11 protein-coding genes and 1 pseudogene are annotated in these 24,786 nt (G+C 38.6%); 3 read left to right on the top strand and 9 right to left on the bottom strand.

Translation table 11 applies throughout. The annotated features are described in order from the left end of the window. Positions 1-32 precede the first annotated feature (32 nt). Entirely contained in the window at positions 33-1,025 is a 993-nt protein-coding gene (gene glk / locus GQR38_RS01265) for a glucokinase (RefSeq protein ID WP_165721519.1), read from the bottom strand. A 291-nt stretch (positions 1,026-1,316) separates the two neighbouring features. On the opposite strand from glk, the gene GQR38_RS01260 reads away from it, so the two are divergent. Further along, complete coding sequence (locus GQR38_RS01260) at positions 1,317-2,333, top strand: LacI family DNA-binding transcriptional regulator (protein ID WP_007582612.1); 1,017 nt, start codon at positions 1,317-1,319, stop codon at positions 2,331-2,333. A 207-nt stretch (positions 2,334-2,540) separates the two neighbouring features. Here GQR38_RS01260 and GQR38_RS01255 read toward each other — a convergent pair whose 3' ends face one another. Together GQR38_RS01255 and GQR38_RS20450 are read right to left on the bottom strand one after the other, a co-directional pair. Further along, positions 2,541-5,468, bottom strand: a complete 2,928-nt coding sequence (locus GQR38_RS01255; RefSeq protein WP_165721518.1) for a TonB-dependent receptor — start codon at positions 5,466-5,468, stop codon at positions 2,541-2,543. A 519-nt stretch (positions 5,469-5,987) separates the two neighbouring features. Next, positions 5,988-6,256: pseudogene (locus GQR38_RS20450) on the bottom strand (glucan 1,4-alpha-glucosidase); the annotation flags it as partial. Between the two features lie 630 nt (positions 6,257-6,886). On the opposite strand from GQR38_RS20450, the gene GQR38_RS01250 reads away from it, so the two are divergent. Beyond that, complete coding sequence (locus GQR38_RS01250) at positions 6,887-10,072, top strand: TonB-dependent receptor (protein WP_101164482.1); 3,186 nt, start codon at positions 6,887-6,889, stop codon at positions 10,070-10,072. A 73-nt stretch (positions 10,073-10,145) separates the two neighbouring features. Then, positions 10,146-12,053 carry a prolyl oligopeptidase family serine peptidase gene (locus tag GQR38_RS01245; RefSeq protein ID WP_165721517.1) on the top strand — a complete coding sequence of 636 codons (1,908 nt, stop codon included), beginning with the start codon at positions 10,146-10,148 and terminating at the stop codon, positions 12,051-12,053. A 291-nt stretch (positions 12,054-12,344) separates the two neighbouring features. Here the strand turns inward: GQR38_RS01245 and GQR38_RS01240 are convergent, their stop codons facing one another. From GQR38_RS01240 to GQR38_RS01215, 6 genes are all read right to left on the bottom strand, one after another. Further along, positions 12,345-14,753 carry a glucan 1,4-alpha-glucosidase gene (locus GQR38_RS01240; RefSeq protein ID WP_165721516.1) on the bottom strand — a complete coding sequence of 803 codons (2,409 nt, stop codon included), beginning with the start codon at positions 14,751-14,753 and terminating at the stop codon, positions 12,345-12,347. Positions 14,754-14,763: 10 nt separating this feature from the next. Next, positions 14,764-16,269, bottom strand: coding sequence for an MFS transporter (locus GQR38_RS01235; RefSeq protein ID WP_010555040.1), 1,506 nt, complete (start codon positions 16,267-16,269; stop codon positions 14,764-14,766). Beyond that, entirely contained in the window at positions 16,262-18,121 is a 1,860-nt protein-coding gene (locus tag GQR38_RS01230; protein WP_165721515.1) for an alpha-amylase family glycosyl hydrolase, read from the bottom strand. Before GQR38_RS01230 ends, GQR38_RS01235 begins: the two co-directional genes overlap by 8 nt. Positions 18,122-18,211: 90 nt before the next feature. Further along, entirely contained in the window at positions 18,212-20,062 is a 1,851-nt protein-coding gene (locus GQR38_RS01225; RefSeq protein WP_165721514.1) for a glycoside hydrolase family 13 protein, read from the bottom strand. Between the two features lie 2 nt (positions 20,063-20,064). Continuing rightward, positions 20,065-21,555 carry a tryptophan halogenase family protein gene (locus GQR38_RS01220; protein ID WP_165721513.1) on the bottom strand — a complete coding sequence of 497 codons (1,491 nt, stop codon included), beginning with the start codon at positions 21,553-21,555 and terminating at the stop codon, positions 20,065-20,067. Positions 21,556-21,687: 132 nt separating this feature from the next. After that, positions 21,688-24,471: a TonB-dependent receptor gene (locus GQR38_RS01215; RefSeq protein WP_024590099.1), complete on the bottom strand. Its 2,784-nt coding sequence runs from the start codon at positions 24,469-24,471 to the stop codon at positions 21,688-21,690. Positions 24,472-24,786 lie beyond the last annotated feature (315 nt).

Here is a 24,786-nt window from a genome sequence, read left to right as displayed (position 1 = left end):
CTATTTTTCCAAATGCGAACAAGGAAAGCTCCTTATTTGCTGTTGTGCAAACACGCTGCGGCACCAATTAGTGGAATATTATCTTGTGTTACAAGTATTACAGGAATTTGCCCTGCGTATTGCGACATAATACCCTTTTGCGAAAATCGTTCAACAAAACGACTTTCTAGAAGTCTTGCTTGCATACGAGGCAGTATTCCACCGCCAATAAATAGTCCGCCTAAAGCGCCGTAAACAACGGCTAAATCGCCGGCTACACTGCCGATCCAATCACAAAATTGATTAAGCGTTGCATCGCAGACAGCACATTCACCGCTATTTGCTAGACTACTTATTTGCGCAGCATCTAAATTTTTAGCTGTTACCCCCTTAACCGCAGACATCGCTTTGTATAAATGCGTTATGCCAGGGCCTGAAAATACAGTTTCGATAGAAACATGGGGATGATCTTTACGTAATTCATTTAATAGTAAAGTATCGAGTTCATTAACAGGTGCAAGCGATATATGCCCCCCTTCTGAACTTAAAACAGCGGTAGATTGCGACGTTCTAACTAAGCACGCGGCACCAAAACCAGTACCTGGACCTATAACGCCAATGTTAGCATTGTCATCAGCTTGACCTGATTTAACAATGACATTTTGTTTAGGATCTAAGTAAGGAGCCGCATATGCAAAGGCAGCAAAATCGTTAATGACTTCTAATTGAAGTAAATTAAAGTGTGCTTTAAATTCACTAACACTAAAATGCCAACCTAAATTGGTTAAATGTACCTGCCCAGCTTTTATTGGACCTGCAACGGCTAAACATGCGCGTTTGGGTGTAATATGCGAGACTGTTTGTAAATATTGCTCAAGCGCACTTTCAAGTGAACCAAAATTAGCACTAGGAAAAATATTAATGTGCTCTATTACAAATTGGTTAGTGTGCTCATTAAAAGCAGTTATTAAAGCAAAGCGGGCATTGGTGCCGCCAACATCAGCAACTAAGATGGGATCAAATTGGGCAGAAGAGTTTAGGCTCATAGTATTATCTCTTTTGTTAAGCGACTCGTGCTTATTATTTTACAATGGTATACCATTGTTATTTATACTTTGAGCTATCACCTCAAAGTAGCTATCACAGTAAAAAATGCTGCCTATAAAATATATAAACAGCGAATACGTTTTGACAACAAAATGATAAAACATTTATATTATGACACCGGTGTCAGCCGTTTATCAATAAAAATATACGTTAATTCACAAAAAGCTTGAAATTATTCATTAATAAACGAAAATGACACAATTATTTATCAAATTAATTAAGTTGTAACAATGAAAGGTAAAGCCACCTCATTTGATATTGCCCACTATGCAGGGGTATCTCAATCAACTGTATCTCGCGCTTTACGTAACAGCCATCTTGTTAATGAAGAAACACGTAAGCGTGTTTTCGATATAGCTAAAAAGCTTAATTATAAAGTTGATAAAAATGCCAGCAACTTGCGTACACAACAAAGCAGCACACTTGCATTACTTCTTTTCGAAGACCCTACTTCTGATGAGTCACAAATTAATCCTTTCTTTTTAGCCATGCTTGGCAGCATTACCCGTGCTTGCGCTAAAGAAGGTTACGATTTATTAGTATCATTTCAATCAGCCAGTGCTGATTGGCAAGCAGACTATGAAGATAGCCACAGAGCCGATGGTATTATTTTACTCGGTTATGGCGATTACATTGATTACCAACCAAAATTTAACACCTTACTTGAACAAAACACTAAGTTTGTTTGTTGGGGTGCAACGGTTGATAATCGCCCAGATTTAACTGTTTGTTGTGATAACTACGGTGGCGGTAAGCTCGCCGCTGAGCACTTTATTGCACACAGCAGAACTGATTGCGCTTTTATTGGTGATGCATCTGATCATAGCCCTGAATTCTTTAGTCGTTTTCAGGGCTTTAAAGATGAGCTACTGGCTAACAACGTAAAAATAAACGAACGTAAAATGGCTAATGCTATATCAACTGAAGAATCTGGGTATCACGCCACTCGCTCACTCATTGCTAATAATATTAAATTTAACGCCTTATTTGCTGCAAGCGACTTAATTGCTATTGGCGCTATACGTGCACTTAAAGAAGCAAATATTAACGTGCCAAAAGATGTTGCGGTAGTCGGCTTTGATAACATAGCCATTGCTAGTTATGTAAATCCACCGCTGACGACGATAGAGCAAAACACCACTGTTGCTGGGCAAATGCTCGTAGAGAACTTATTAAAACTGATACGTGGTGAAGAAGTACAAAGTACCCTATTAGCTCCTATTCTCATTCCTAGAAGGTCAAGCTGAGCCTGCCTGATAAAATAAAGCAGAATTAACAAACCATTTTAATTGGCAGTTACAACTACTTAAATTTTATTCAGTATATTTTTATCTATTCATTTCACTTTTCTTTCTGATGTATTCATACCTCACAAAAATTCAAAATTTAGATATAAAAAAAGCCTCTAACGAGGCTTTTTTATTAAACAACTTTTAACTCATACTAACAAGTTATTAGAAATCGTAAGACGCTGATAATTGAATTCTACGAGGAGACTGGTAAGACTGAGCTAAACCAAATGTAGCATTTCCATCGCCAGCAGCTATTTCTGCAGCTTCGTCGTAACGAGTTTCAGTAGCAGCATCAAATACGTTAAATACATCCATAGCTAAACGAACTTTCTGATCGTTAAAGCGAAGGTTATAAGTAAAGTTAAGATCTAAACGTGCTGTCCATGGTGTAGTACCCATGCTGCCACGAGGGAAACGTTTGTCACCTACGTAGTAAGTATCACCATATTGGTATTGATCAGGATCTGGAGTATAACCTTGGCCTAAAGCAGTCCAAGGACGTCCAGATGCGATATTAACATTAGCACCAATTAAGAAGTCTTCTGTAACAGCAAAAGCACCATAAATTTTAATGTTATGACGACGATCTGCAGGTAGATTACCATTAGCACCATCCATTAAATAAGGGTAATCCCAATCTTGCGTAAGACCAGCATCATCTTGACCATTATCAGATTTAACAAAACCTTCTGTATTACCATAGTTGTGAGACCATGTGTATAGCGCTTTTAAAGACCAAACCTGATCCCATGTTTTTTCTAATGTTAAATCAACTGATGCGTATTTACGCTTAGCTTCCGGGTAACCTAACTCTTGTGCAGTAAAGCTATATTCTTCAGTGGTGCCGTCACCATCAAGATCGAAATTGAAAGTAGCGCCATTACCAGGATTAAATAAGAACCAGTTCTCACCTAAATATTCACCATTTTCATCATTAAAGATATAAGAACCATCATCAATTTGATTACCTAAAACACGGTAAGTTGCCTTGATACCCCATGACCAATCATCATTAATTGCTGCTTGATAACCAATCATATACTCATCGTTATACATTGGTTCAAGATCTTTATCAGATAAGGTATTTGATGGTTTCGCAGTACCGTCACCACCATTAGAAATAGCTGGATCACCTAGCTGAGTACCTAAACCTACAGGAGTTCCGTCAGCATTTAACCCTTCAAAAGCGTACCAAGTTTGGATAAATGTTTCTGCACCCGCTAAACGAATATTTGTATTAGCTGCTACTGGTAGGTAATAACGACCAGCAGTGAAGAATAACTTACTATCGCCATCTCCATTAATATCCCAAGAACCACCTATACGAGGGGCAATTTGGTTATCAATAGAAACAAACTCTTCGCCATCTGCATTGTAGTTAGTAAAACTATCATTACGAAGACCTAGTGTTAATGTTAAATCTTCAGTAACTGACCATTGATCTTCAATATAAATAGCCCAGTTTTCTACTTCAAACGAACCGCCATTTTTATAATCGCGTACACGTGTTGTCTTCATTTCTTCAGGTAAGACATAACCGTTAGCCAGTCTAGCGCCTTCTTCATATGTACGATAATAGTAGTAAACGCCACCAGAGTTTTGTGTTGTTGAATCAGCTGTATTAGTTTCAGAATCATAGCCAAATTTTAACGTATGCTCATCGTTTAGGTAATAATCAAAGTCAACGCGCAATTGCTCACGTTTATCTTCATTTTCACCAACGGTAAAGTTTACATAACACGTAGTATCCTCACCTAAATCGGCATCATAACCTGTAGGACAATCATCAAAGTCTGAGTAATCAGTTTCTGAAAACTTAACCTGACCATACATTGCTGACATACTTAGGTCATCTGTTAGATTACCAGTATAACGAACTGCAAAACTTTCTCCGCCTCGCTTGTGAAAAGCTGTACCGCCATCTTCAGTATAATTACCATTTCCTTCAGGATCTGAAATTGTTTTTTCTGAATAAGTTCGCTTATCACTAAAGCCCCAAAGCATTAGTTGATGATCTTCGTTAATATTCCAATCAAAACGAGCTAGGTAATATGGGTCATCATCTTTTTCAACTGTTAAATCTGTTTGAGATGCATTACCGTATTCGTAGTCATTATCTCTTGCAGTGTAAATACCATAGAAGAATAATGTGTCTTCAACTATCGCACCTGAAGCATAAATACTTGTTTCAAATGAATTGTCGTAGTCGTCTTGGTTATTAACATATAAATCACCAATACAGTGCCCGTCTGCATCTTCACAACGATCATTTTGTTTGTAAAGTGAGTTAGGAGCTTGCTCACTTAACGAGTCAGATGAATAAATCGTTTCAACACCAAAGTGAAAATCATTAGAACCAGATTTAGTAACTGATGAGATTAATCCACCGGTAGTACGCCCGAACTCTGCAGAATAACCACCCGTTTTAACTTGGAAGCTATCGTACGCAGTAAATGGGATTGTTGCACCGCCAAGACCATTTCGGAAATTAGTCATATTTAGACCATTCACGTAATAAGCATTTTCAGCTACAGAAGCACCACCAAATGAAGCTTGGTCGCCAAAACGACTGTCCCCTTCAGTTGCGCCTGGCGCAAGCAATGCTACTGAAGTTACTGAGCGAGATATTGGTAGTAGCGCTAATTCTTCAGAGCTAATATTTAATGAAGACTCTGATGCAGAAACATCTATTGCACGAATAGAGCCACCTACAACAGCAATTCTTTCGATATTACCTGTGGTTAGTGGAATTTCAATAAGAGCTGTTTTACCTACCCCTATAACAACATCTTTAACTTGAGCTTGGTCAAAACCAGATTGGGATACTGTAATATCATACTTACCTACAGGCACTTGCTTAAGATCAAACTCACCATTTGCATCAGCAGTTAGTGTTTTAGAATAACCTTTGCTTTCATCTGTTATTGTTATTGATGCACCCGCTAATGAAACACCTGACTGAGCTGTTAAGCTACCTTTGATAGCGCCATTAACGTTATCTGCCATTGCTGGCATTGCCGCACTTAACGTCATTGCAACGGCTGCAGCAGTGAATGAGCGTTTAAATGTCTTAGAAAAATTATGGTTCATTTTTGATTTATCCCTAGATAATTAGATTATTATTTTTTATGTCTTACGTTAAATACTTTATATAACGCCTACTAATTTAAAGTATTTAACCCCCTTAACGTGTAAGGAGAAACAAATTAATAACACAATAAAAACAAACTTGCCAACAAAATGCGACAGCAATTAACAGGAAAATCACCATAAAAAACAATAAATTAACAAAAAAACAAGGATAAAACCAAAAAACAAAATAAAAACAAAAAAACAAACATATAATTTACATTGTTGGTTGTTTGCAAAACCAACAAAATGAATAAAAAGCAGGCTCCATTATTTATAAAAACAGCGCCATAAACACCATTAAAGAACAACTCTTATACAATTCACTTAAAACCCCTATCAAAATACTATCCCACTTAATTAGCATAAATATTCACACTACACTTCACAAACCCTATACCGTTGCAAAAAACGGAATTTAATTTAGAAAAAAAAACGCCTAATTAAAATCTTTTTTTATGTCATATAATTTCAAAATCATTACTTAAATGACTCGAAAACCACCAAATAATGATCCCAAACTCGTTTACCATTGAGTAAACGTACCAGCTTAATATATTTTGCATGTATCCAAACTTCAGGTGTAGCTGAGTTTGTGTCCTCACCCAACTTATAACCTGCTTTATTTACACCTATACATCCCACGCTTATTTTGGTAAAAAAATGCCGCTATTAGCAAATTACCCTAACTCTTTTACATAACTATTTTTAATATCAGCTTGTTTTACATCATTTAGCGCATTACTTGCTAATAACGTTAAAATAAGAGAGCGAAAAATGGCTAATACTATACCCACTGAATAATTGAGGTATCACACCGTTCACTTATCGCTAATAACATAAAATTTAACGCATTGTTTGCTGCAAGCAATTCAGTTGCTATTTTGTTATTCGTGCGCTTAAAGAAGCTAATATTAACGTACCAAAATTTGTTGCATCGGCTTTGTTATTACAGTCATTACAAGTTACGTAAACCCACAACTAACTACAATAGATCGAAACACCACTGTTGCTGGGCAAATGTAGTAGAGAACTTATTAAAATTGATATGTGGTGAATAAGTACAAAGTGCCCTATTAAATCCTATTCTCACTCCTAGAAGGTCAAGCTGAGCCTTCTTTATTAAGCAAATACTGATTACATCTGTTCACATTCATTTACAAACAACAAAATCATATAATAAACAATAAATTAAAAAAAACACCACCCAAAAAACTATACTTTTTCATCAAAAAAACATCAATTACACATTCCTTAGCAACAGCAAACTGTTAACTGTATTTACTATTCTGTTTCTGTAATGTAAATTTATTGTGCCGCTATAACCTTACTCTGTAACTTTATAGCTTAAATAACAATAATATCTCAGGGATTTACATATGTTTAAAACTAAAGCTCTATCAAATGCAATAAGGTACTCTTTATTGCTAGGCTCTGTAGCCTTAGCGCCTAACGCGCTAGCTCAAGAAAACGACTTGAATTCAGACGTAGAATTAGAAGAAGAAGCACCTGAACGAATAGTTGTAACAGGCTCACGTATAAGAAAAGCTGAATTTTCAAATGCATCACCAATTCAAATTATCAATGGCGACTTATCTCGTGAAATGGGTTTATTTGATGCAGGCTCAATGCTTCAATCGACCAGCCAAGCGGCTGGTGCTCAAATAGATAATACATTTGGTGGTTTTGTACTAGATAACGGTCCGGGCGCTGCAACAATCGGATTTCGTGGTTTAGGTGCTGAACGAACTCTTGTGCTTATTAATGGCCGAAGAATGGCTCCTGCTGGCGTTGGTGGTGCACCAACATCACCTGATTTAAATTTAATACCTGGCGTAATGATTGAGCGTGTAGAGAATTTATTTGATGGCGCATCAACCGTTTATGGTTCTGATGCGGTAGCGGGTGTAGCTAACGTAATATTGAAAAAAGATGTGGAAGGTTTTATTTTTGATGCATCTTATCGTCAACCTAAAGGTGAAGGCGGTGAAGAAACTGTACTTTCGGGTATGTGGGGCAAAACCATGGATAATGGTTTTATCACTGTAGGCGTTGAATATTCAGAACAAAAATCTCAATCTTTATCTGGTAACCCTTTTGTTAAAGGGTGTGAAGAGCGTATTTGGGAAGCTGAAGATGGCAGTATCGTAACGAGAAACAGTGGCTATGGTCCTGTGGCGAGTGGTGAAGATTCATGTGATATTTTCCCTCTAACAAATCGTATTAGCGTACCTTCTTTCTTTGGTAGTGTTTATTACACTCCTAACTTTACAAACACTGGTATTCCAAACTTCAGCGAATCAACTGTACCATCAAGTCTTGAAGGATTTTTACCTTCATGGGTAGCTGGCGATTTCGATGGCGATGGTATTAATGATGGTGTATTTGTTGATGGTAACGGAGATGGTTTCCGTGACGTTGATTTCCAAGACCCTCTATACGCTTTCCAACAATCTGATTACTACAAAAGTGGTGATTACAGAAGTAAAAATGAACGTATTTCATTAATGCTTAATGGTGAATATAACTTCCAAGATGATAACGATACAACTTTCTACTACGAAGGTTTATATGCGAGTCGTAAATCACCAATTTTTAGCCCTGGTGCACAAATATTTCAACAAGTAGCGGCATCAAACCCATATAACCCTTGTGGAACAAACGGTATTGACTGTTTTGGCGTGTTAGGTGTGGGCCCTGGTGGACCTGAGGCCGTTCAGCCAATCATCAATATTCGTGGTGACCGTGATCAAACTGAAGTTGAAGTTTCACAATATCGTTTAGTTACCGGTGTTACTGGTAATCTTGGTATGTTCGAAAACATTGGTTTAGACAATTGGTACTACGACGCGTCTGTATCGTACAGCGCATCTAAAGGTACTGACCACCGTGTTGGTATTGATGAAGAACGCTTAATTAACTCATTAGAAACCGCTGTTCTTAATGATGATGGTACTGTTACCTGTGGTACCGGTTCTGATGGATGTGTTCCTGTTAATTTATTTGCAGATAGTATTTACCAAGAAGGTGGCGGTACGCTTTCACCTGAAGAAGCGGCCTATTTATTTATTGACCGCGACATCGAAACTAAAGTAAACCAGTTTGTTTTTAATGCATTCATGGGTGGTGACTTCTTCGCACTACCATGGAATAACGAAACTGTTGCAGGTATCGTTGGTATTGAATATCGTCGTGATGAGATTGAATCAAATCCTAATGCAGCAGCATCACAAGGCTTACTATGGGGCTACTTTGCTGACCAAGGCGCTGATGGTTCTCGTAATCTAAAAGAAATATTCACAGAAGTTGACTTCCCTTTACTTAAAGGAGTTAAAGGTGCTGAAGAACTTACATTTACAGCTTCTGGCCGTGTTTCTGAAGAATCTTTCTACGATGCTGAATCAACTTATAGTCTTAAAACTATCTACCGTCCTGTTGATTGGTTTACTCTTCGTGCTACAAAAGGTACTTCTTATAGAGCGCCAAACTTACGTGAACGTTTCTTAAACGGTACGTCTGGTTTTAATACAGTTGCCGATCCATGTGTTGTTCCGGAAGATGCTCGTAATATTGACCCATTGAACCCAGGTTCAGCAGCTACATATAATGCAGCTGAAGAAACACGCGATACAGCGGTACTAAACGCTTGTCAAGCATCAGGTATTGATCCAACTACTCTTGGTTTAGGTCAAGGTGGGACTGATTCATATACTGCTACTTACAGCGCTGAGATTGAAACTGGCGGTACAACTGAACTTAGTGCTGAAACATCAGTGGCTAAAACATACGGTTTTATCTTTGAACAACCGTTCACTGATGCATTTGATTTAACAATGTCATTAACTCGTTTTGATATTGAAGTAACAAATAGTATTGCAGAGCCAAGTGCTTTCTACAGTATTGGTCAGTGTTATTCTGCTGATGGTAATGATGCTTTTTGTAGCCGTATCGGCCGTGACGAAAATGGTCAAATTGATTTAGTTGATGCTAGCTTTATCAATATTGGTTTAATCTCTTCTAAAGGTTTTGATTACAATATCTACTTTGAAACAGATACGGTAATTGCAGAAGAAAACTTAGGTATTACACTAGACCTTCAAGCTACGCGTATGACAGAGCAAGTTTTTGATGTACTTGGTACTATTGATGACAATATGGGTGAGCCAGATTCACCAGAATGGCGCGGTACAGCACGCTTACAACTTAAATATTCTGATTTTAGGTTTAACTGGGAAACACGTTTCATCGGTAAAGGTCGTGAAGATGAAGATGATTTAGGTGAATTCGAAGAAGGTACTGCAGGTTGTCGTGGTTTAACTGACGCAAATGGTGCTCCACTTAAATGTCGCCCTGTTGGTTTCACTGATGACTACTTTGTACATAACATCGGTATGACTTGGTCTAACGATGCGTATAAAGTGAACTTTGGTGTACGTAACGTATTTAATGAAGCTCCACCAAAAGTAGATCCAAATGGTTCTTTCTCAAATACTAACATCCCTCTAGGTGTTGGTTATGATACATCAGGACGTAGCCCATACATCAGTTTTACAGCTTCTTTTTAATTAGAATTGGCTGAGTATATATTCAATCCAGATGGCCTAAAATTTTAGGCCATTTTTTTTGAGGGAATAAAAAATGAAACTTAAAAAAAGAATGTTAGTAGGATTTACCTTACTAAGCCTATCTTCTTTCGCTAATAGCGAAACTGAAGATGCGACACAAGTAAGCAGTATCGATGCTTTCTCAATGTCATCGGCTATCCGTAGTGTTGTAGCATCACCTGATGGTAAGAAGCTTGCTATTTTAAGAGCGACTACCAAAAATGGTGACTATATAATTGAGATAAGAGATCCAAATAACCTAGAAGCAGACCCCGTAAGGTTGGGCGCTGATAAAATGCTGATATCTTCCATCGTATGGTTAAACGATGAAAAAATTGGCGTTATGTTTAGACAAATACTAGAAGATGGAAGTCGCAAATACTGGGTTAATAAGTTTGCAATAACTGATGCTGATGGTAAAGGCGACTGGTTATTACCATTTAAGAAAAAGCGAAATGTTCAATTTAATATAATAAATATACTTCCAGACAAAAAAGATGAAGTACTTGTAGAGGTTGATATTAATAATAACTACATTCCAGATGTAGTGAGATTTAATATTAACACTGGACGAAGCGTTACTGTAATGCGCGGAAATGAAAAAGTATCAGGCTCGTTTGTTTCTGACTACGATGGTGAAATAAGAATAGCCCAAGGTTGGAATAAATCTGATAACGCAATCGATTATTATGCCCGAGATAAAGGCAATGATGATTGGAAAGTAATTAAGCAAGTTAGTCCTAAAAAGCGTGAAAACTTTGAGATATTAGGATTTGCAAAAGGTAACCCTAACGAAGTTTATGTTAACGCCAACTTAGGCGAAAATACGACTGGCATTTATATTTACAATATTAAAACAGGTCAGTATTCTGAACGTCAATTTGGTCTTAAATCTGTAGATACAGACGGTGTTATACTTGATACCGACGGTACTTTACAAGGCTTTCGCTATACAACCAAGCAGCCTAAGTTTTATTTCACAGACCCAAACCTTCAAGCACTTAACGAATCTGTTGCTTCTTTATTTAAAGATAAATTTGTACAAATCATTAGTAGCTCTGATAACGATAACGTATTAGTGGTGAGAGTATCTGCTGACGATAACCCAGGCAGCTATTACATTGTTACTAATAAGCAGAAGCTGACTAAAATTGGTGACCGACTTCCGTTTATTGATAAAAGTAAATTAGGATCCGTTAAATATATCTCTTATAAAGCAAGAGATGGACGCAAAATAAAAGCGTATGTAACCATCCCTGCGACTAAAGGTCCTTACCCTGCGATAGTACTTCCTCACGGTGGTCCTTGGGTGCGTGACTCTGTTGTATTTGATGACTGGGCGCAGTTACTCGCCTATCATGGTTACGTAGTTATTCAACCAAACTATCGTGGATCTACGGGGTACGGTCTGGAGCATTGGATAGCCGGTGATAATAACTGGGGCTTGAAAAAACAAGATGATTTAGACGACGCCGCACAATATTTGATAGATAAAGGCTTAGCGACAAAAGATAAACTCGCTTTATTTGGTTGGAGTTATGGCGGTTATGCTGCATTTGCTGCATCTATGCGTGAAAACAACATATATAAATGTGTTGTTGCCGGTGCGGGTGTAAGTGATTTAAGTCGTATCAATGCAACTCTTAACGAAAATCGCTTTTTAAGTATTTTACAACGCCCTACGATTACAGGTGTATCCCCTGTAGAGCAAGTAAATAAAGTAAATATTCCGATACTGGTTGTGCATGGTGATATCGACAGTCGTGTTCCAGTAAAACACAGTAGAGACTTCGTATCTGAGCTTGAAAAGTACAAAAAAGACTTTAAATATATTGAGCTTGAAGATGCCGATCACTTTTCTGATACGCTTTTCTACGATCATAAAAAAGAATTTTATACCGAGTTGTTATCATGGTTTGATAATAAGTGTGGCCTCAAATAATGTAACTAAAAAGTGACATTCATTTTATTTGAAGAGCATTTTTTTGTTTTAATATTAAGTGAGTACATAACAAAAAGGCTTCTAAATAAATTTAGAAGCCTTTTTTAATAACTACAGCATTTTATACCAATCCGCAATAATACTTAATCATTTTGCGGGGCTAAACGTGTCGCTAACTGCGTTAAAAAACTCTTATTTAGAACAACTAAATAGCGAATTTTTTGCCTAGCTATCAACACGTTTTTCCTGCCTCAAAATAGATCACTTAATTAAGCGAATTGGTATTATATATTATTTTTTTAGAGACTCGGCAACCACCGGATAATAGTCCCAAACTTGTTTATCACTGAGTGAGCGTACAAGCTTAATGTATTCTGCGTGTGTCCAAGCTAGAGGTGTTGCTGAGTTTGTGCCCTCACCTAACGCATAACCTGCTTTATTTACACCCACGCCATCCCATACTTGCTCAGGTAGCATCATGCCGCTATTAGCAAACTGCTCTAAACCTTTTACGTAACTATTTTTAATGTCCGCTTGTTTTGCATCATCAAGCGCATTATTTGCATTTGCAGCTGCTATTTCATAGTGTCCGCGTTCGCCTGTAAAAAATGGCCATACACGACCACGTTGGCCTGGCGTGTTGCTCCCGCTTTCGGCGTAATTAGTACCTGTGGTTTCATCTTCGCCGTAACCGTCGTTGCCATAACGGCGATAGCCTGCAAATGTGCCGCTTCCATCGGTAAAGTTAAAGCTGTATTTAACTTGTAAGTTATCTTCAAGCGTTTCGTCGTCATACTCAGGTAGGGTTTTAACTATACTTGAATCGTTGGCACTTCTTACTCCATAGCGGACTAATTCTAAAAAACCACCGTCTAAAATCTGCTTTTTGTTAAAACCTTCACGGCCATTGTTGGCGTTAATTTTAGTATTAGAGTTAGCGTCGGTGTCTTGACCTATACGAATAAAATACTCGCCATCGGTGCTATCACCTTTTAAATTACCTTCGGTGGTAAACATTTGCGATTCTATATCACGGTTGTACTTTTTAGCCGTTGCTAAATAACGATCTGCATTTTGAGTATCACCACTGAGTGTTGCTATGTCACTGGCTGTTATAAGGCCAGCAACAACGGCAGCCGTTGTAGAGGGAGAATAACCACTTTGCTCTTCCCAGCGCTCTTGCTGTGTTGCGGGTGGAGTGATTTGCATGTCGTTCCATAAAATTTTAGCTCTTCCGCCATCAACTAAAAAGTCAGCTGCCGGTTTTAGCATGCGTGCATACCAATCTTTAAGTTCGTTATCACTTAGTACGTTTGCTTGATGTAACTTCCACGCGAGCATAATTGGCATAGCCGTTTGATCTAGCTGTACCCCTACCCATTCAAGTTCACCATCAACATGTGTTTTTTGTAAAAACCATCCTGTATCACCATTGTTACCCGGGGTTTTGCTAGTAACTTGTACTTTTTCAAGGTATTCGAAGGCCGTTTTTGCAGTGGCGGTATCGCCTAAGGCCATAAATGCCATAGCTACTTGATAAAAATCACGAACCCATACCGCTTTGTAACCAGTCGAACCCTCTTTGGCTGAAACAGTTTCACCCCAAGGATTAGAAAGTGAGGCAATGAGCGCACCCGCATTAGTTTTGTCTTCTTGCGCTTTTAGTACCATTGCACTGGTGTAAAGTAGCTTACCGTCATCGGCTGTTTGCTTAACCATTGTATTTAATGGCTCAAGGCTTTGTAAATAATCTTCCCAGCCTAGCGCATCACCTTTACCGTTGTAGGCATCAAGCACATTTTGATAACCTTTAGATAAGCTCTGTGCACCTTGTTGCTGGCTTTGCTGCTGCGTTTTACCAAAGCTTAGTGTTAAATCAAATGTGGTATTACTATCGATATTACCAAGCTCTCCCAGCAGAGTGACGTTACCGGCCTTATCGCCTGTGTTTGAATATTTTTTGCTTAGTGTGTGTTGTTTTTTAAGTGAGGTGATGCCATCGCTCACACCTGTAAAGCCTACACTTTGCATTTTGAATGGCGTAGATGATTGCAACGTTAAAAAATTATCATCTTCCCATGCTACTAAGCCTTGCTCAGTGGTTTTTGCAAAATCACCTAAGCCGTTGTTGTTTATATAAGGATTAACAGCAACATACGCTTTCACGCCTTTAAGTGATGTATTAAAAATACTGCGTACAAACAATGTTTGTCCGTCAGGGTCGGTGAATATGTGTTTTTCGAGGGTAAAACGCCCTTTCTTATCTGTACTTGTTACTTTGTAAGCAAGCGATAGTGGTCTGCCTTTATCGTCTTTATGTAAGTAATCAATTGTAACGGCTAAGTCGTCAGCTTCAGTGACTGTAAAATCTTTACCGGTTACTACAAACTGCATATCTTTAATTTGAGCTTGGTGAATGAGTCCAAACATAGTTTCGGTGATCATACCTTTGGCAATTGAAAACCATACTTTTGATACTTCACCTGTCGCAGCGTTGTTATTATATTGGCCGTTTTGGTATTGCTCAAAAGAAGTACCAATTCCGGTTTTACCCGCGTAAGCCCAATATGGTTCAGCACCTGGTGCGCCAGGAGCTGCTGAAACTGTAGCGTCAATATTTTCGTTATTCGTATTTTGTGCACCACAGGCTGTTAAGCCCAAAGTTAAAAGAGCGGTAGTAATAAGGTTATATTTTTTCATTGTGTGACCCTTAGTTTGAATTTTTAACGCGCATTACAGCAATCGCAGCAACAACGAATGATGCAGCACCAATTAATAATGCGTAAATAGGCTGGTTAGAAAATACGTGGCGTAAAATAAGCCCTAAAATACTAGCAGCAAGCAATTGCGGTATAACAATAAAGAAGTTAAAAATACCCATATACACGCCCATTTTATTACTCGGTAATGCATTACTTAACATTGCATAAGGAAGCGATAAAATAGAAGCCCATGCAAAGCCAACACCTATCATTGGAATAAGAAGCATTTTTGGATCTGTTATAAACATAAAGCTCGCAAGACCTAATGCACCTAGTAGTAAGTTAAAGCAATGTGCGCCTTTTAAGCCCATCTTTTTAACTAAGAATGGAATACACATAGCGGCAATAGCCGCAAAGCCATTGTAAGCTGCAAATAAAATACCGACCCAATCAGCCCCATCGTTAAAGGCTTTACTTGTTGCATCACTGCTGCCGTAATGAAAGCTTGTTACTGCGGCTGTGGTGTATATCCACATAGCAAACAACGTAAACCAGCTAAAAAACTGCACCCAAGCAAGCTGCTTCATTGCCTCTGGCATGGTAAATACATCTTGTACTACTTGGTAAAAACCGCCTTGTATTTTGTTAGCAGCCTTTAATGCGCTTGCTATCCACTGCACAATACCAAACGCTAGTAAGCCACCAGCAAGTAGGTATAACTCTTTTTCAAGCGATAAACCCATTACTAATGCAAGGGTTGCTAAACCTAGCACCACAAAAATAATGGCACCTTTATTAAAGTTGATATCTACTAATGCAGTGTTAGTCGGTTTGGCAGTGTGGTTTTCAAAAGCAGCTAATTGCTCAGGACTATATTCTTTGGTTCGCATAACTGTCCAAAGAACTGCGACTAGCAATACGACCCCACCCCAATAAAATGAATATTTAACAGATTCAGGGATTTGCCCTGGCGCAGCGGTATTACTTACGTCAAACCAATTGGTCATCATCCATGGTAGCGCTGAGGCTAATACCGCACCAATACCAATAAAAAAGCTTTGCAAGCCATAGCCCGTAGCACGTTGTTTTTCTGGCAGGTTATCGCCTACAAGTGCTCTAAAAGGTTCCATAGTGACATTGATTGAGGCATCCATAATCCATAACATACCTGCAGCAATCCAAAGGGTTGGTGAATGCGGCATGATAAAGAGTGAGATAGTAGTAAGTACCGCCCCTATGAAAAAGAATGGACGACGACGACCAAAACGCCCCCATGTTTTATCACTCCAATAACCAATTATTGGTTGCACTATTAAGCCCGTTAGCGGTGCTGCAACCCATAAAATAGGAATATCATCCACTTGTGCGCCTAGGGTTTGAAAAATACGGCTCACATTGCCGTTTTGTAGTGCAAAACCAAATTGAATACCTAAAAAGCCAAAGCACATATTCCATATTTGCCAAAAACTTAGATTTGGTTTGTTGCTGTCATAATTATTATTTTGATTATTCATGATTAGCCTTATTAGTTAAAACTGCGCTACTAAATGCATCTAGCGAAAGCATAAGCTTTGTAACTTCTTTGTCAGTGATGATCTTTACCGTATTTTGCTCAAGTAAGTCGTGTAGCGGTTTATTTCGCTCAAAGGTATTTGCTTGCTCTGGTGTTAAATTAATTAATACCGTTTGTGGCTCCTCACTAAAATTACTAAAAACATAAATAGATTGCTGTCCCAGCGAGCGTACAAAACCAACAACGCGTTCGCTATTGCTAAGTGAAAGCTCTGACATGGTTCCACCTACAACAGCGGGCAAACTATTGAGAGCCATTATTGACTTATAATAATCACGAAGTGATGCTTGCTCGCTCGATAAGTTAGCGCCGTCGAATTTGCCGTTGTTCATCCATGCTTGATGCGCTGGTACACCAATGTAGTCAAAAATACTGGTGCGGGTAGATGTGCCAAAACCTGCGTTTTCAGATCCGTCCTCCCCCACATCTTGGGCAAAATATAATAAAGTAGGTGCGCGACTCATTAAGCTAGAAACGACCATTGCTGGTTTCCCCCAGCGTGCATCACCTGCAAAATCAGGGCTCGCAATGCGTTGTTCGTCGTGATTTTCTAAAAAGTGCAGCATGTGCGCTTCAATATCAGCCACTTGGCTTTGGGCTGCAAAAATAGTATTAGCAGCTTGCTTACCCTGCATAATGGCTTTTAATGTGTCGTAAAAGCCGACTTTGTCATACAAGTAATCCATTTTTCCTTGCTGAATATACGCTCTGTACATTTGTGGGTTGTAAACTTCAGCCAATAAAAACGCATCGGGCTTTTGCATTTTTATTGATGAATTTAAAAAGCTCCAAAATTCAACCGGCACCATTTCGGCCATATCGTACCTAAAGCCATCTACGCCTTTATCAAGCCAGTACAAAGTGATGTCTCTAAATTTATACCAACTATTAGGAAGCTCTTTATTTTGCCAAAACGCATAATGAGCGCGATAATCTTGGTTTTCTAGTTCTTTAGGTAATGCAGGAAAGTCATAGCTGCCATCAGGCTTAACGCCATAATTCACTCTTACGGTTTCGTACCAATCGTTAATATCTGGCTTTGGTGCACGCGCACCATTACCCGTCCATTTTGCTGGGGTTTCATCAAAAAAACCGTCAGCTAAAGGGTGAGTACTCCCCCCTAAAACTAGATAGCTTTGTGATGTTGGAACCTGAAAAGACTGACCTGGTACATAATAAAAGTTATTATTTTTATCGTACTCTTTGCTGGTGTCGTCTTGTTCACCAAAGTCATTTATTCCCTTGGGTTTTGCTACTGATTTATAATTACGAGCCACATGGTTAGGTACAATATCTATAACCACTTTCATGCCATGCTTATGAGTGCGTTCAATCAGATCACTAAACTCACCCATTCTATTGGTCACATTTATGGCTAAATCTGGGTTTACGTCGTAGTAATCTTTTATTGCATAAGGTGAACCTGCACGGCCTTTAACTACATCAGGGTCATCTTGCGTAATTCCATACTCGGTATAATCGCCCACTAGCGCATGATGTAAAACACCGGTATACCAAACATGGGTTGTCCCCAATTCTTTAATACCTTTAAGTGCAGCATCGTTAAAATCGGCAAATTTACCTACACCATTTTGCTCTTTTGTACCCCAAGGCACATTCGCGGTCTGTGTGTTGCCAAATAAGCGTGTAAATACTTGGTATACAACAGGCTTTGTTAACTCATTTTGCGCCTGTTTAGGCGCTTGCTGTTGTTCGGTTTCATTATTGTCTGAGCACGCACTTGTTATAAGTGCGCTGCACAGTAATGCGGGTACATAAACTGATTTTTTCATTGTGTGTCTTTTTGTCAGTAGTGTTATAGCTTTATACTAAAGATATCTGCAGCAAGCATACAGTTGCTGCATACGTATTCACTTAAACATTCACGGCGTATTAATCACTAATACCGTAGCAGCCATTGGCTTTAAGTTAATACTGTTAGTTAGTTTAAAAGTGTGTTGTGTGAATAATGCCTTCGCATTGGCATTTTTTGGTATAACTTCTTGCATGTAATCAAGATTATGCTTTTGTTTTACTTTGTTTTTATTCATAAAAACTAATACTGTTTGCGTATCACTAACGCGAGCATAACTATACACACCATTGTTCGGGCTGAAATGAACGAGCTTACCCTTTGTAAGTGCCGGGCTTTGCTTTCTAAAGTTAAGTAGCGTGCTTATAGTCTTGTGCATATCGCGCTGCTCTTTACTTAAACCTATTCCAGTAAACGCATTGGCGTTTTGATTTTTAAACCCACCTGGAAAATCAATGCGTATATCACCATGATCTTTACTCGGCGTGTTATCTAATAATATTTCGGTTCCATAATATATTTGTGCAATGCCGCGCGTTGTTAAAAACAAAGTCATCGCCATTTTAGTTTTAGCTAAGTCTTGCCCAAGCTCCGTATATACACGGCTCATATCGTGGTTATCAGCAAACACCATAATGTTATTGGTGTCTGGGTATAAAAAATCGTTAGCTAATGACTGATATACTTTAACCCAGCCTGTACTCCAACTTTCATCTTCATTTAAAGCTCGAATTACCGCCTCTTGCAACGAAAAGTCCATCACACTGGGTAAGCTTGACACATACCCATCTTGATTAACTTTACCGCGCTGCCAATACGACGCTATTGCAGGGTTTGAAGTCCACTCTTCGCCAACAATATTAAAGTGTGGGTATTCATCCATAATGGCCTTGGTCCAATCACTTAAAAACGCTTTATCTGAATAAGAATAGGTATCTACACGAATACCGCTTAAATCTGAGTATTCAATCCACCAAATTGCATTTTGAATTAAATACTCATTTAATAATGGTTGGCGCTGGTTTAAATCGGGCATGCTAGCGACAAACCAACCATCGCTAAACTGGCGTTTATCGTAGTTACTTGCGTGTGGATCTTGAATTGTTTGGCGCGCATGGCTTGTGGCATTTTTGCCATTTTCAAACTGCCCATTAAAGTTAATCCAATCTTGAGTTGGTTTATCCTTCATCCACAGGTGCTCAGAACCAAAATGATTAAGCACCATGTCCATAACAAGCCCAATGCCCTGCTCTTTAGCCTTTATTGATAACGTTTTGTATAAATTATTTGATCCCATTCGCGGATCAACGTTGTAAAAGTCTGTAATCGCGTAACCATGATAAGAGTAATCTGGCATGTTGTTTTCAAGCACTGGAGTAAGCCAAAGCTGTGTTACACCTAAATTATTTAAATACGGTAATGCGTTAATAACACCTTGAATATCCCCTCCATGTCGCCCGCCTTTAAAACCTGGGTTTGCAGCTTCTAGCATGCTTTTAACGGTGTCATTTGTGGAGTCGCCATTTACAAAGCGATCTGGGTTAATTAAATATAAAGCATCTGCACTTGTGAAACCTTGGCGTTGCGCGCTATTTTTATCTCGGGTAAATAAAGGAAACTCAAAGCTATGCGCTGTATTAGTGCTGTTAAACTTGAGCGTTCCTGCTTTTGCGTTATCGCTAATATTTAAATGTAGGAAAGCATAATTAGGCTTGTCGGTACGTGTTACGTTATTAAGTTCAACCCCTTTATACTTATCTAATTTAAATTCTTCGTTAGCTATATTTTGCTCATGCACGAGTACTGTAATGTTATTTTTATTCATGCCTACCCACCAATTGGCAGGCTCTACATTAAGTGCATAACTAAAGCTTGGTAAGCTACATGCGCTTACTAGTAAAAGTGTGTTTAAAAATCGCATTGTTATACCTTTTTAATGCTGGCTAAAAAATTCTGGTGAGTTGGTAATTGCGTTACAGTTGAGCTGATCAACGTTTTTAAAGTAGAAAATAAATCGCTCAGTTGATCATCACTTAGTGAATCAACAATACTGTTATAGTCATCAGGGATAAGCCCTTGCCCTATCATGACTTGCTGCCAAGCAACTTCGGCGAATAGTTCATCATCTTCACGTATTACTTTGCCTGTGTGTTTAAATAAATTCAGTTTATGGGTAAGGGAATTTGGTATATCCATTTGCATGCATTGACGCCAAAACGGGGAGTCTTCTCGCTCGGTGAGTTTATAATGCAAAATAATAAAATCACGTATGTGTTCTAATTCAATAACGCTTTGTTTATTAAACTGCGTTACTAACGCATCGCTAATACCGTTGTGTGGAAATAGCTTAATTAAACGCGTAACCGCAGTTTGAATTAAATGAATACTGGTTGACTCTAGCGGCTCTAAAAAACCACTTGAGAGGCCAACCGACACCACATTTTTATGCCATTGCTTTAAACGCCGACCTGTTTTGAATTTTATAATACGGGGCTCTGTAATTGGCTCAGCGGGTACGCTTTTTAGCAGTAACTGCTTAGCATCATCATCTGACAAGTATCTACTGCAATAAACAAGGCCATTACCAATACGATTTTGCAGTGGTATTTGCCATTGCCAACCAGCACTATGTGCAATAGATCGCGTATAGGGCTTAAGCTCATGAGTACTTTTTGTTTGTACGGCTACTGCACTATCGCATGGTAAGTAATGAGACCAATCAATAAACCCTGTATTTAGTGTTTGTTCAATTAATAGTGCACGCAGCCCGGTGCAATCTATAAATAAATCCCCACTAATTTGACTGTCGTTATCCAGTGCTAGGCTTTTAACATTGCCTGTATCGCATTGTTCAACATGGCTTATTTTTGCATCTATGTGTTTAACACCGCGCGATATAGCCAACTTTTTTAAGTATTCAGCGTAAAGCGTCGCATCAAAATGATATGCGTAACTCAGCCCAGGTAGTTGGGTATTAGGAATTGTATTGAGGGGTGCAAATTTATGCTGTTTAGCCGCTTGGTAATTGAGTGAAAAATCCCATAAGTCGTCTTCGCAACCCGTAATTTGACCTTTTAGCCAAAAGTTATAAAAATCGCAGAAGGGAAAATCTTTACCTAACGAGCCAAACGCATGCATGTAGCTATGCCCTGGCGTTTTCCAGTTTTCGAACTCAATACCTAATTTTATTGAAGCATTAGTGGCATTAATAAAATCTTGCTCGTTTATACCCAGCGCGTTATTAAGTTGTATAATGGGCGGTATCGTTGCTTCACCCACTCCTACCGTACCAATAGCTGATGATTCTATTAGTGTGATATTAATTACTTTACCTAACACTTTATTAAGCAGTGCTGCTGTTATCCACCCTGCGGTACCACCGCCTGCAATTACGACATGTTTTATTGGTTTCATATTATTGCCCACGCTTTAATACAGCGCTCAATAAACTTAATTAAGCGAATTGGTATTAATCAGTGTTTGATAAATTAGCTATAAAAAAGCCCTTGTAAAACAAATCACAAGGGCTTCTACACACAACTTTTATTATAGCTTGTAACTAAAGCCTAACAAGTAAGTACGACCGTAATCTTGGTAGTCACGTACTTGTAGAGCATTATCGCCAGAAAGTGACGTAAACGGTTCTTCAGTTAAGTTTTGTACTTGAAACTGAACAGATAAACCTTCAAGGCTTTCAATGCCGGCCTCAGAGAAGTCATAACCTGCTTGAACGTCCCAAATAGTTTCACCTAAAATATCAACTTGTTCAGTGTTAAAACCTAAACCATATACATCACCTTTAAAGGCACTGCGTTTGCGCATACTGGTACGTAATTGCATACCATGCATTTCGTAGTAAACCGTTAAGCTTTGAATTTTATCTGAAAGACCTGGTAGCTCGTAATCGTTACCGTTTTGATCTTCAATATCAGACTCAATACCAGTATGGCTGGCAATTAAACCAAAACCTTCAAGAGATGGATGGAATATTTTAAATGGTAACGCTAGTGAAAGCTCGTAACCATATAAATCGCCACCGCCGCCATTTATTTTACCGCTGCCTGTACCTGATGATGTTGCAGGAACTTCACCTGTTGAAGGGTCAGCTACGCCTGACATATCAATTGCATACGTGCCGTCAAAAATCCACTGAGTTAAATCTTTATAGAAAAACGCAGCAGAGAAGTAACCTTCATCGCTAAAGTAATTCTCGTAAGTAAAATCGTAGCCGGTTGCTTCTTTAGGTTCTAAATTTGGGTTACCACCCGATACAGACCAGTAGTTACCATTTTCATCAGGTGTTTGATTATATGAAGCATTAACTGATGAATTCATTTCGTCTAAGCGTGCACGAGAAATTGTTTTAGCAACACCAAAACGTATCGTTTGTTGCTCATCAATCGCAAGTGACAGGTTTAAGCTAGGTAATACGTGCGAGTAATCATGACTTATGTTTGTAGGTGATGTAACAACCACACCATCAACAGTACTAAATGCATTACCTTGTGATGATTGATCAGTTTGTACATAACGCACGCCCACATTACCCGTTAATGCAAGACCGCTTACTTCAGCATTAATATTTGCTTGAATAAATGCAGAAGTAATTTCTTCTTTTACAGTCCACGATTTAGTCGCATGACTTGTATTTGTTAAGCTCTCTGCCAGTAAGTCGTAATAACCGTCGTTAACTAAGCCATTTACGTCATAAGCAATCATATCGCCCATGCCTATAAAGCCTAAATCAACACTTCCGTTTCGGTACTGTTCTGGCACATTAAGCATGCCTGGGTTATCAAGCGAAAAGCTAGATAACGTCATAAAGTAACCTTCTGAATCTTTTGTTTTCTCACGTTCTTTGTAAGACATACCAAATTCAATAGAGCTTATGTACTCGTTTTCTAATACCTTTGAAGCCGCTATTTTTAATGTTGATAGCTCATCTTCAATGGTCGGTGCATTAATAAAACCATCTTGCGCTTGGTTTTCATACTCAGTACCAGTTAAACCATATTTATCGTTAAGTGCAGAGCTTGCACCCCACGATAGCGGGCCACCTAACTGTATTAAACCATAATCGCTATAATCTAAATCATGTGAAAAAGTAGCCCCAGTGTTACCACCATTAAATGTGTAACCCAAGTTATCTGCAACACCGCGAGCATCACCACGGCCAGTGCCTGAGTAGCTCTCAACACTCCAGATTTTACGGTCTACTTGTGAATAACTTGCATCAAACTCTACTGACCACGAATCGTCAATATCGTATTTAGTATTAAAACCAAAAGCTGTAAGTTCGGCTTCGCGTTCTTCATAATCGTTTCGAACTACTACACGTTGGCCTTGTGTTACTGCACTTGTTATAAAGCCAGATGCTTCATCAACTACAACACTATTTGCATCAATACTGCCTTGTCCCCATGCAAATGGAACTTCAATACCGCGTAGAATTTTTTCATCTGTAAAATCTACATATAACGCATCAAACGTCATGTTTAATTTGTCAGTAGGCGCCGCTTCTAAAACAAGCATTGCAGAATCACGCTCAAGCGTTGATGAACGCACGTAAGGTTTAGCACCACCTAAAATTGAATAATCGTTACCATTTTCAGTGAATTCTGGGTAGCCCCATGAGTTCCAACGTTTTTCTTGATTTGGTGAACTCATTGTATTTAAAGCAAAGGCAACACCAATTGTATCGTCAGCAAACTGGTCAATGTATGAAATAGTGCCTCGGTAACCGTCATCATTACCGTCTGGATTTAATTTACCAAAGCTGGTTTGCTCATACTGCCCATTTACTTGCACAACACGTTCGCCTTTACTTAAAGGGCGCACGGTTTGCATATTAATAACACCGGCAATACCTTCAGCATCAATACTTGCATTTGGCGTTTTATAAACGGTTACACCGCTCATTATTTCTGATGGATAAAGGTCAAACTCTACACCACGGTTATCACCAATCGATACCTGCTCACGACCGTTAAACGTTGTGCCACTTTCATTCTCGCCAAAACCACGAATAGAGACACGACTTGCTCGGCCGTCTAAGCGCTGTGCGGTTAAACCGGGTAAACGCGCAATCGATTCAGCAATTGAAGAGTCTGGCAGCTTACCTATATCTTCTGCAGAAATAGATTCTACAACCTGTGTAGAAAAACGTTTTGTGTTGATTGATTCTACAACACTGCCACGAAAGCCTTTAACTTCGATAACTTCTACATCATCTTTTTTTATTGTATCTTCTTGAGCAGCCTGTGTAGCAAAGCTTGATAAGCCTGCAGCTGTTAATGCCAAAGTTAATATACTTGGTTTGAACATAGACATAATGTTTTCCCGTTACCCATATTGTGATACCCGCGTTCAATGTTTAAGTGATAGTTAAACAAGGCGAGCTAATTTTGTTGTCAGGATGAATATTAACGCCAGATTTATTTTATTAACAACTTTATGCATACGTATTCAACAATTTCAATGTAGCCTAACATTAACATACATTACACGCATATAATTTTAACCATATGATTTTATTAAAAATAAACAAAACAAAAAACACTGAAAGGGCATGATAGATTAAATCTATTCTGTAGAAAACTAATAGCCTTCCTACTTGAATGTAAACAAGATGAAATTAATTAGCGC

It is taken from the genome of Pseudoalteromonas sp. c7(2019), assembly GCF_011378625.1.
Taxonomy (GTDB): Bacteria; Pseudomonadota; Gammaproteobacteria; order Enterobacterales; family Alteromonadaceae; genus Pseudoalteromonas; species Pseudoalteromonas arctica.
This window is presented reverse-complemented; position numbering and strand designations above follow the sequence as displayed.

Bases quoted from the DNA above. Each gene is read 5' to 3' on its own strand.
- glk (WP_165721519.1), bottom strand. From the start codon at position 1,025: ATGAGCCTAAACTCTTCTGCCCAATTTGATCCCATCTTAGTTGCTGAT.
- GQR38_RS01260 (WP_007582612.1), top strand. From the start codon at position 1,317: ATGAAAGGTAAAGCCACCTCATTTGATATTGCCCACTATGCAGGGGTA.
- GQR38_RS01255 (WP_165721518.1), bottom strand. From the start codon at position 5,468: ATGAACCATAATTTTTCTAAGACATTTAAACGCTCATTCACTGCTGCA.
- GQR38_RS01250 (WP_101164482.1), top strand. From the start codon at position 6,887: ATGTTTAAAACTAAAGCTCTATCAAATGCAATAAGGTACTCTTTATTG.
- GQR38_RS01245 (WP_165721517.1), top strand. From the start codon at position 10,146: ATGAAACTTAAAAAAAGAATGTTAGTAGGATTTACCTTACTAAGCCTA.
- GQR38_RS01240 (WP_165721516.1), bottom strand. From the start codon at position 14,753: ATGAAAAAATATAACCTTATTACTACCGCTCTTTTAACTTTGGGCTTA.
- GQR38_RS01235 (WP_010555040.1), bottom strand. From the start codon at position 16,269: ATGAATAATCAAAATAATAATTATGACAGCAACAAACCAAATCTAAGT.
- GQR38_RS01230 (WP_165721515.1), bottom strand. From the start codon at position 18,121: ATGAAAAAATCAGTTTATGTACCCGCATTACTGTGCAGCGCACTTATA.
- GQR38_RS01225 (WP_165721514.1), bottom strand. From the start codon at position 20,062: ATGCGATTTTTAAACACACTTTTACTAGTAAGCGCATGTAGCTTACCA.
- GQR38_RS01220 (WP_165721513.1), bottom strand. From the start codon at position 21,555: ATGAAACCAATAAAACATGTCGTAATTGCAGGCGGTGGTACCGCAGGG.
- GQR38_RS01215 (WP_024590099.1), bottom strand. From the start codon at position 24,471: ATGTCTATGTTCAAACCAAGTATATTAACTTTGGCATTAACAGCTGCA.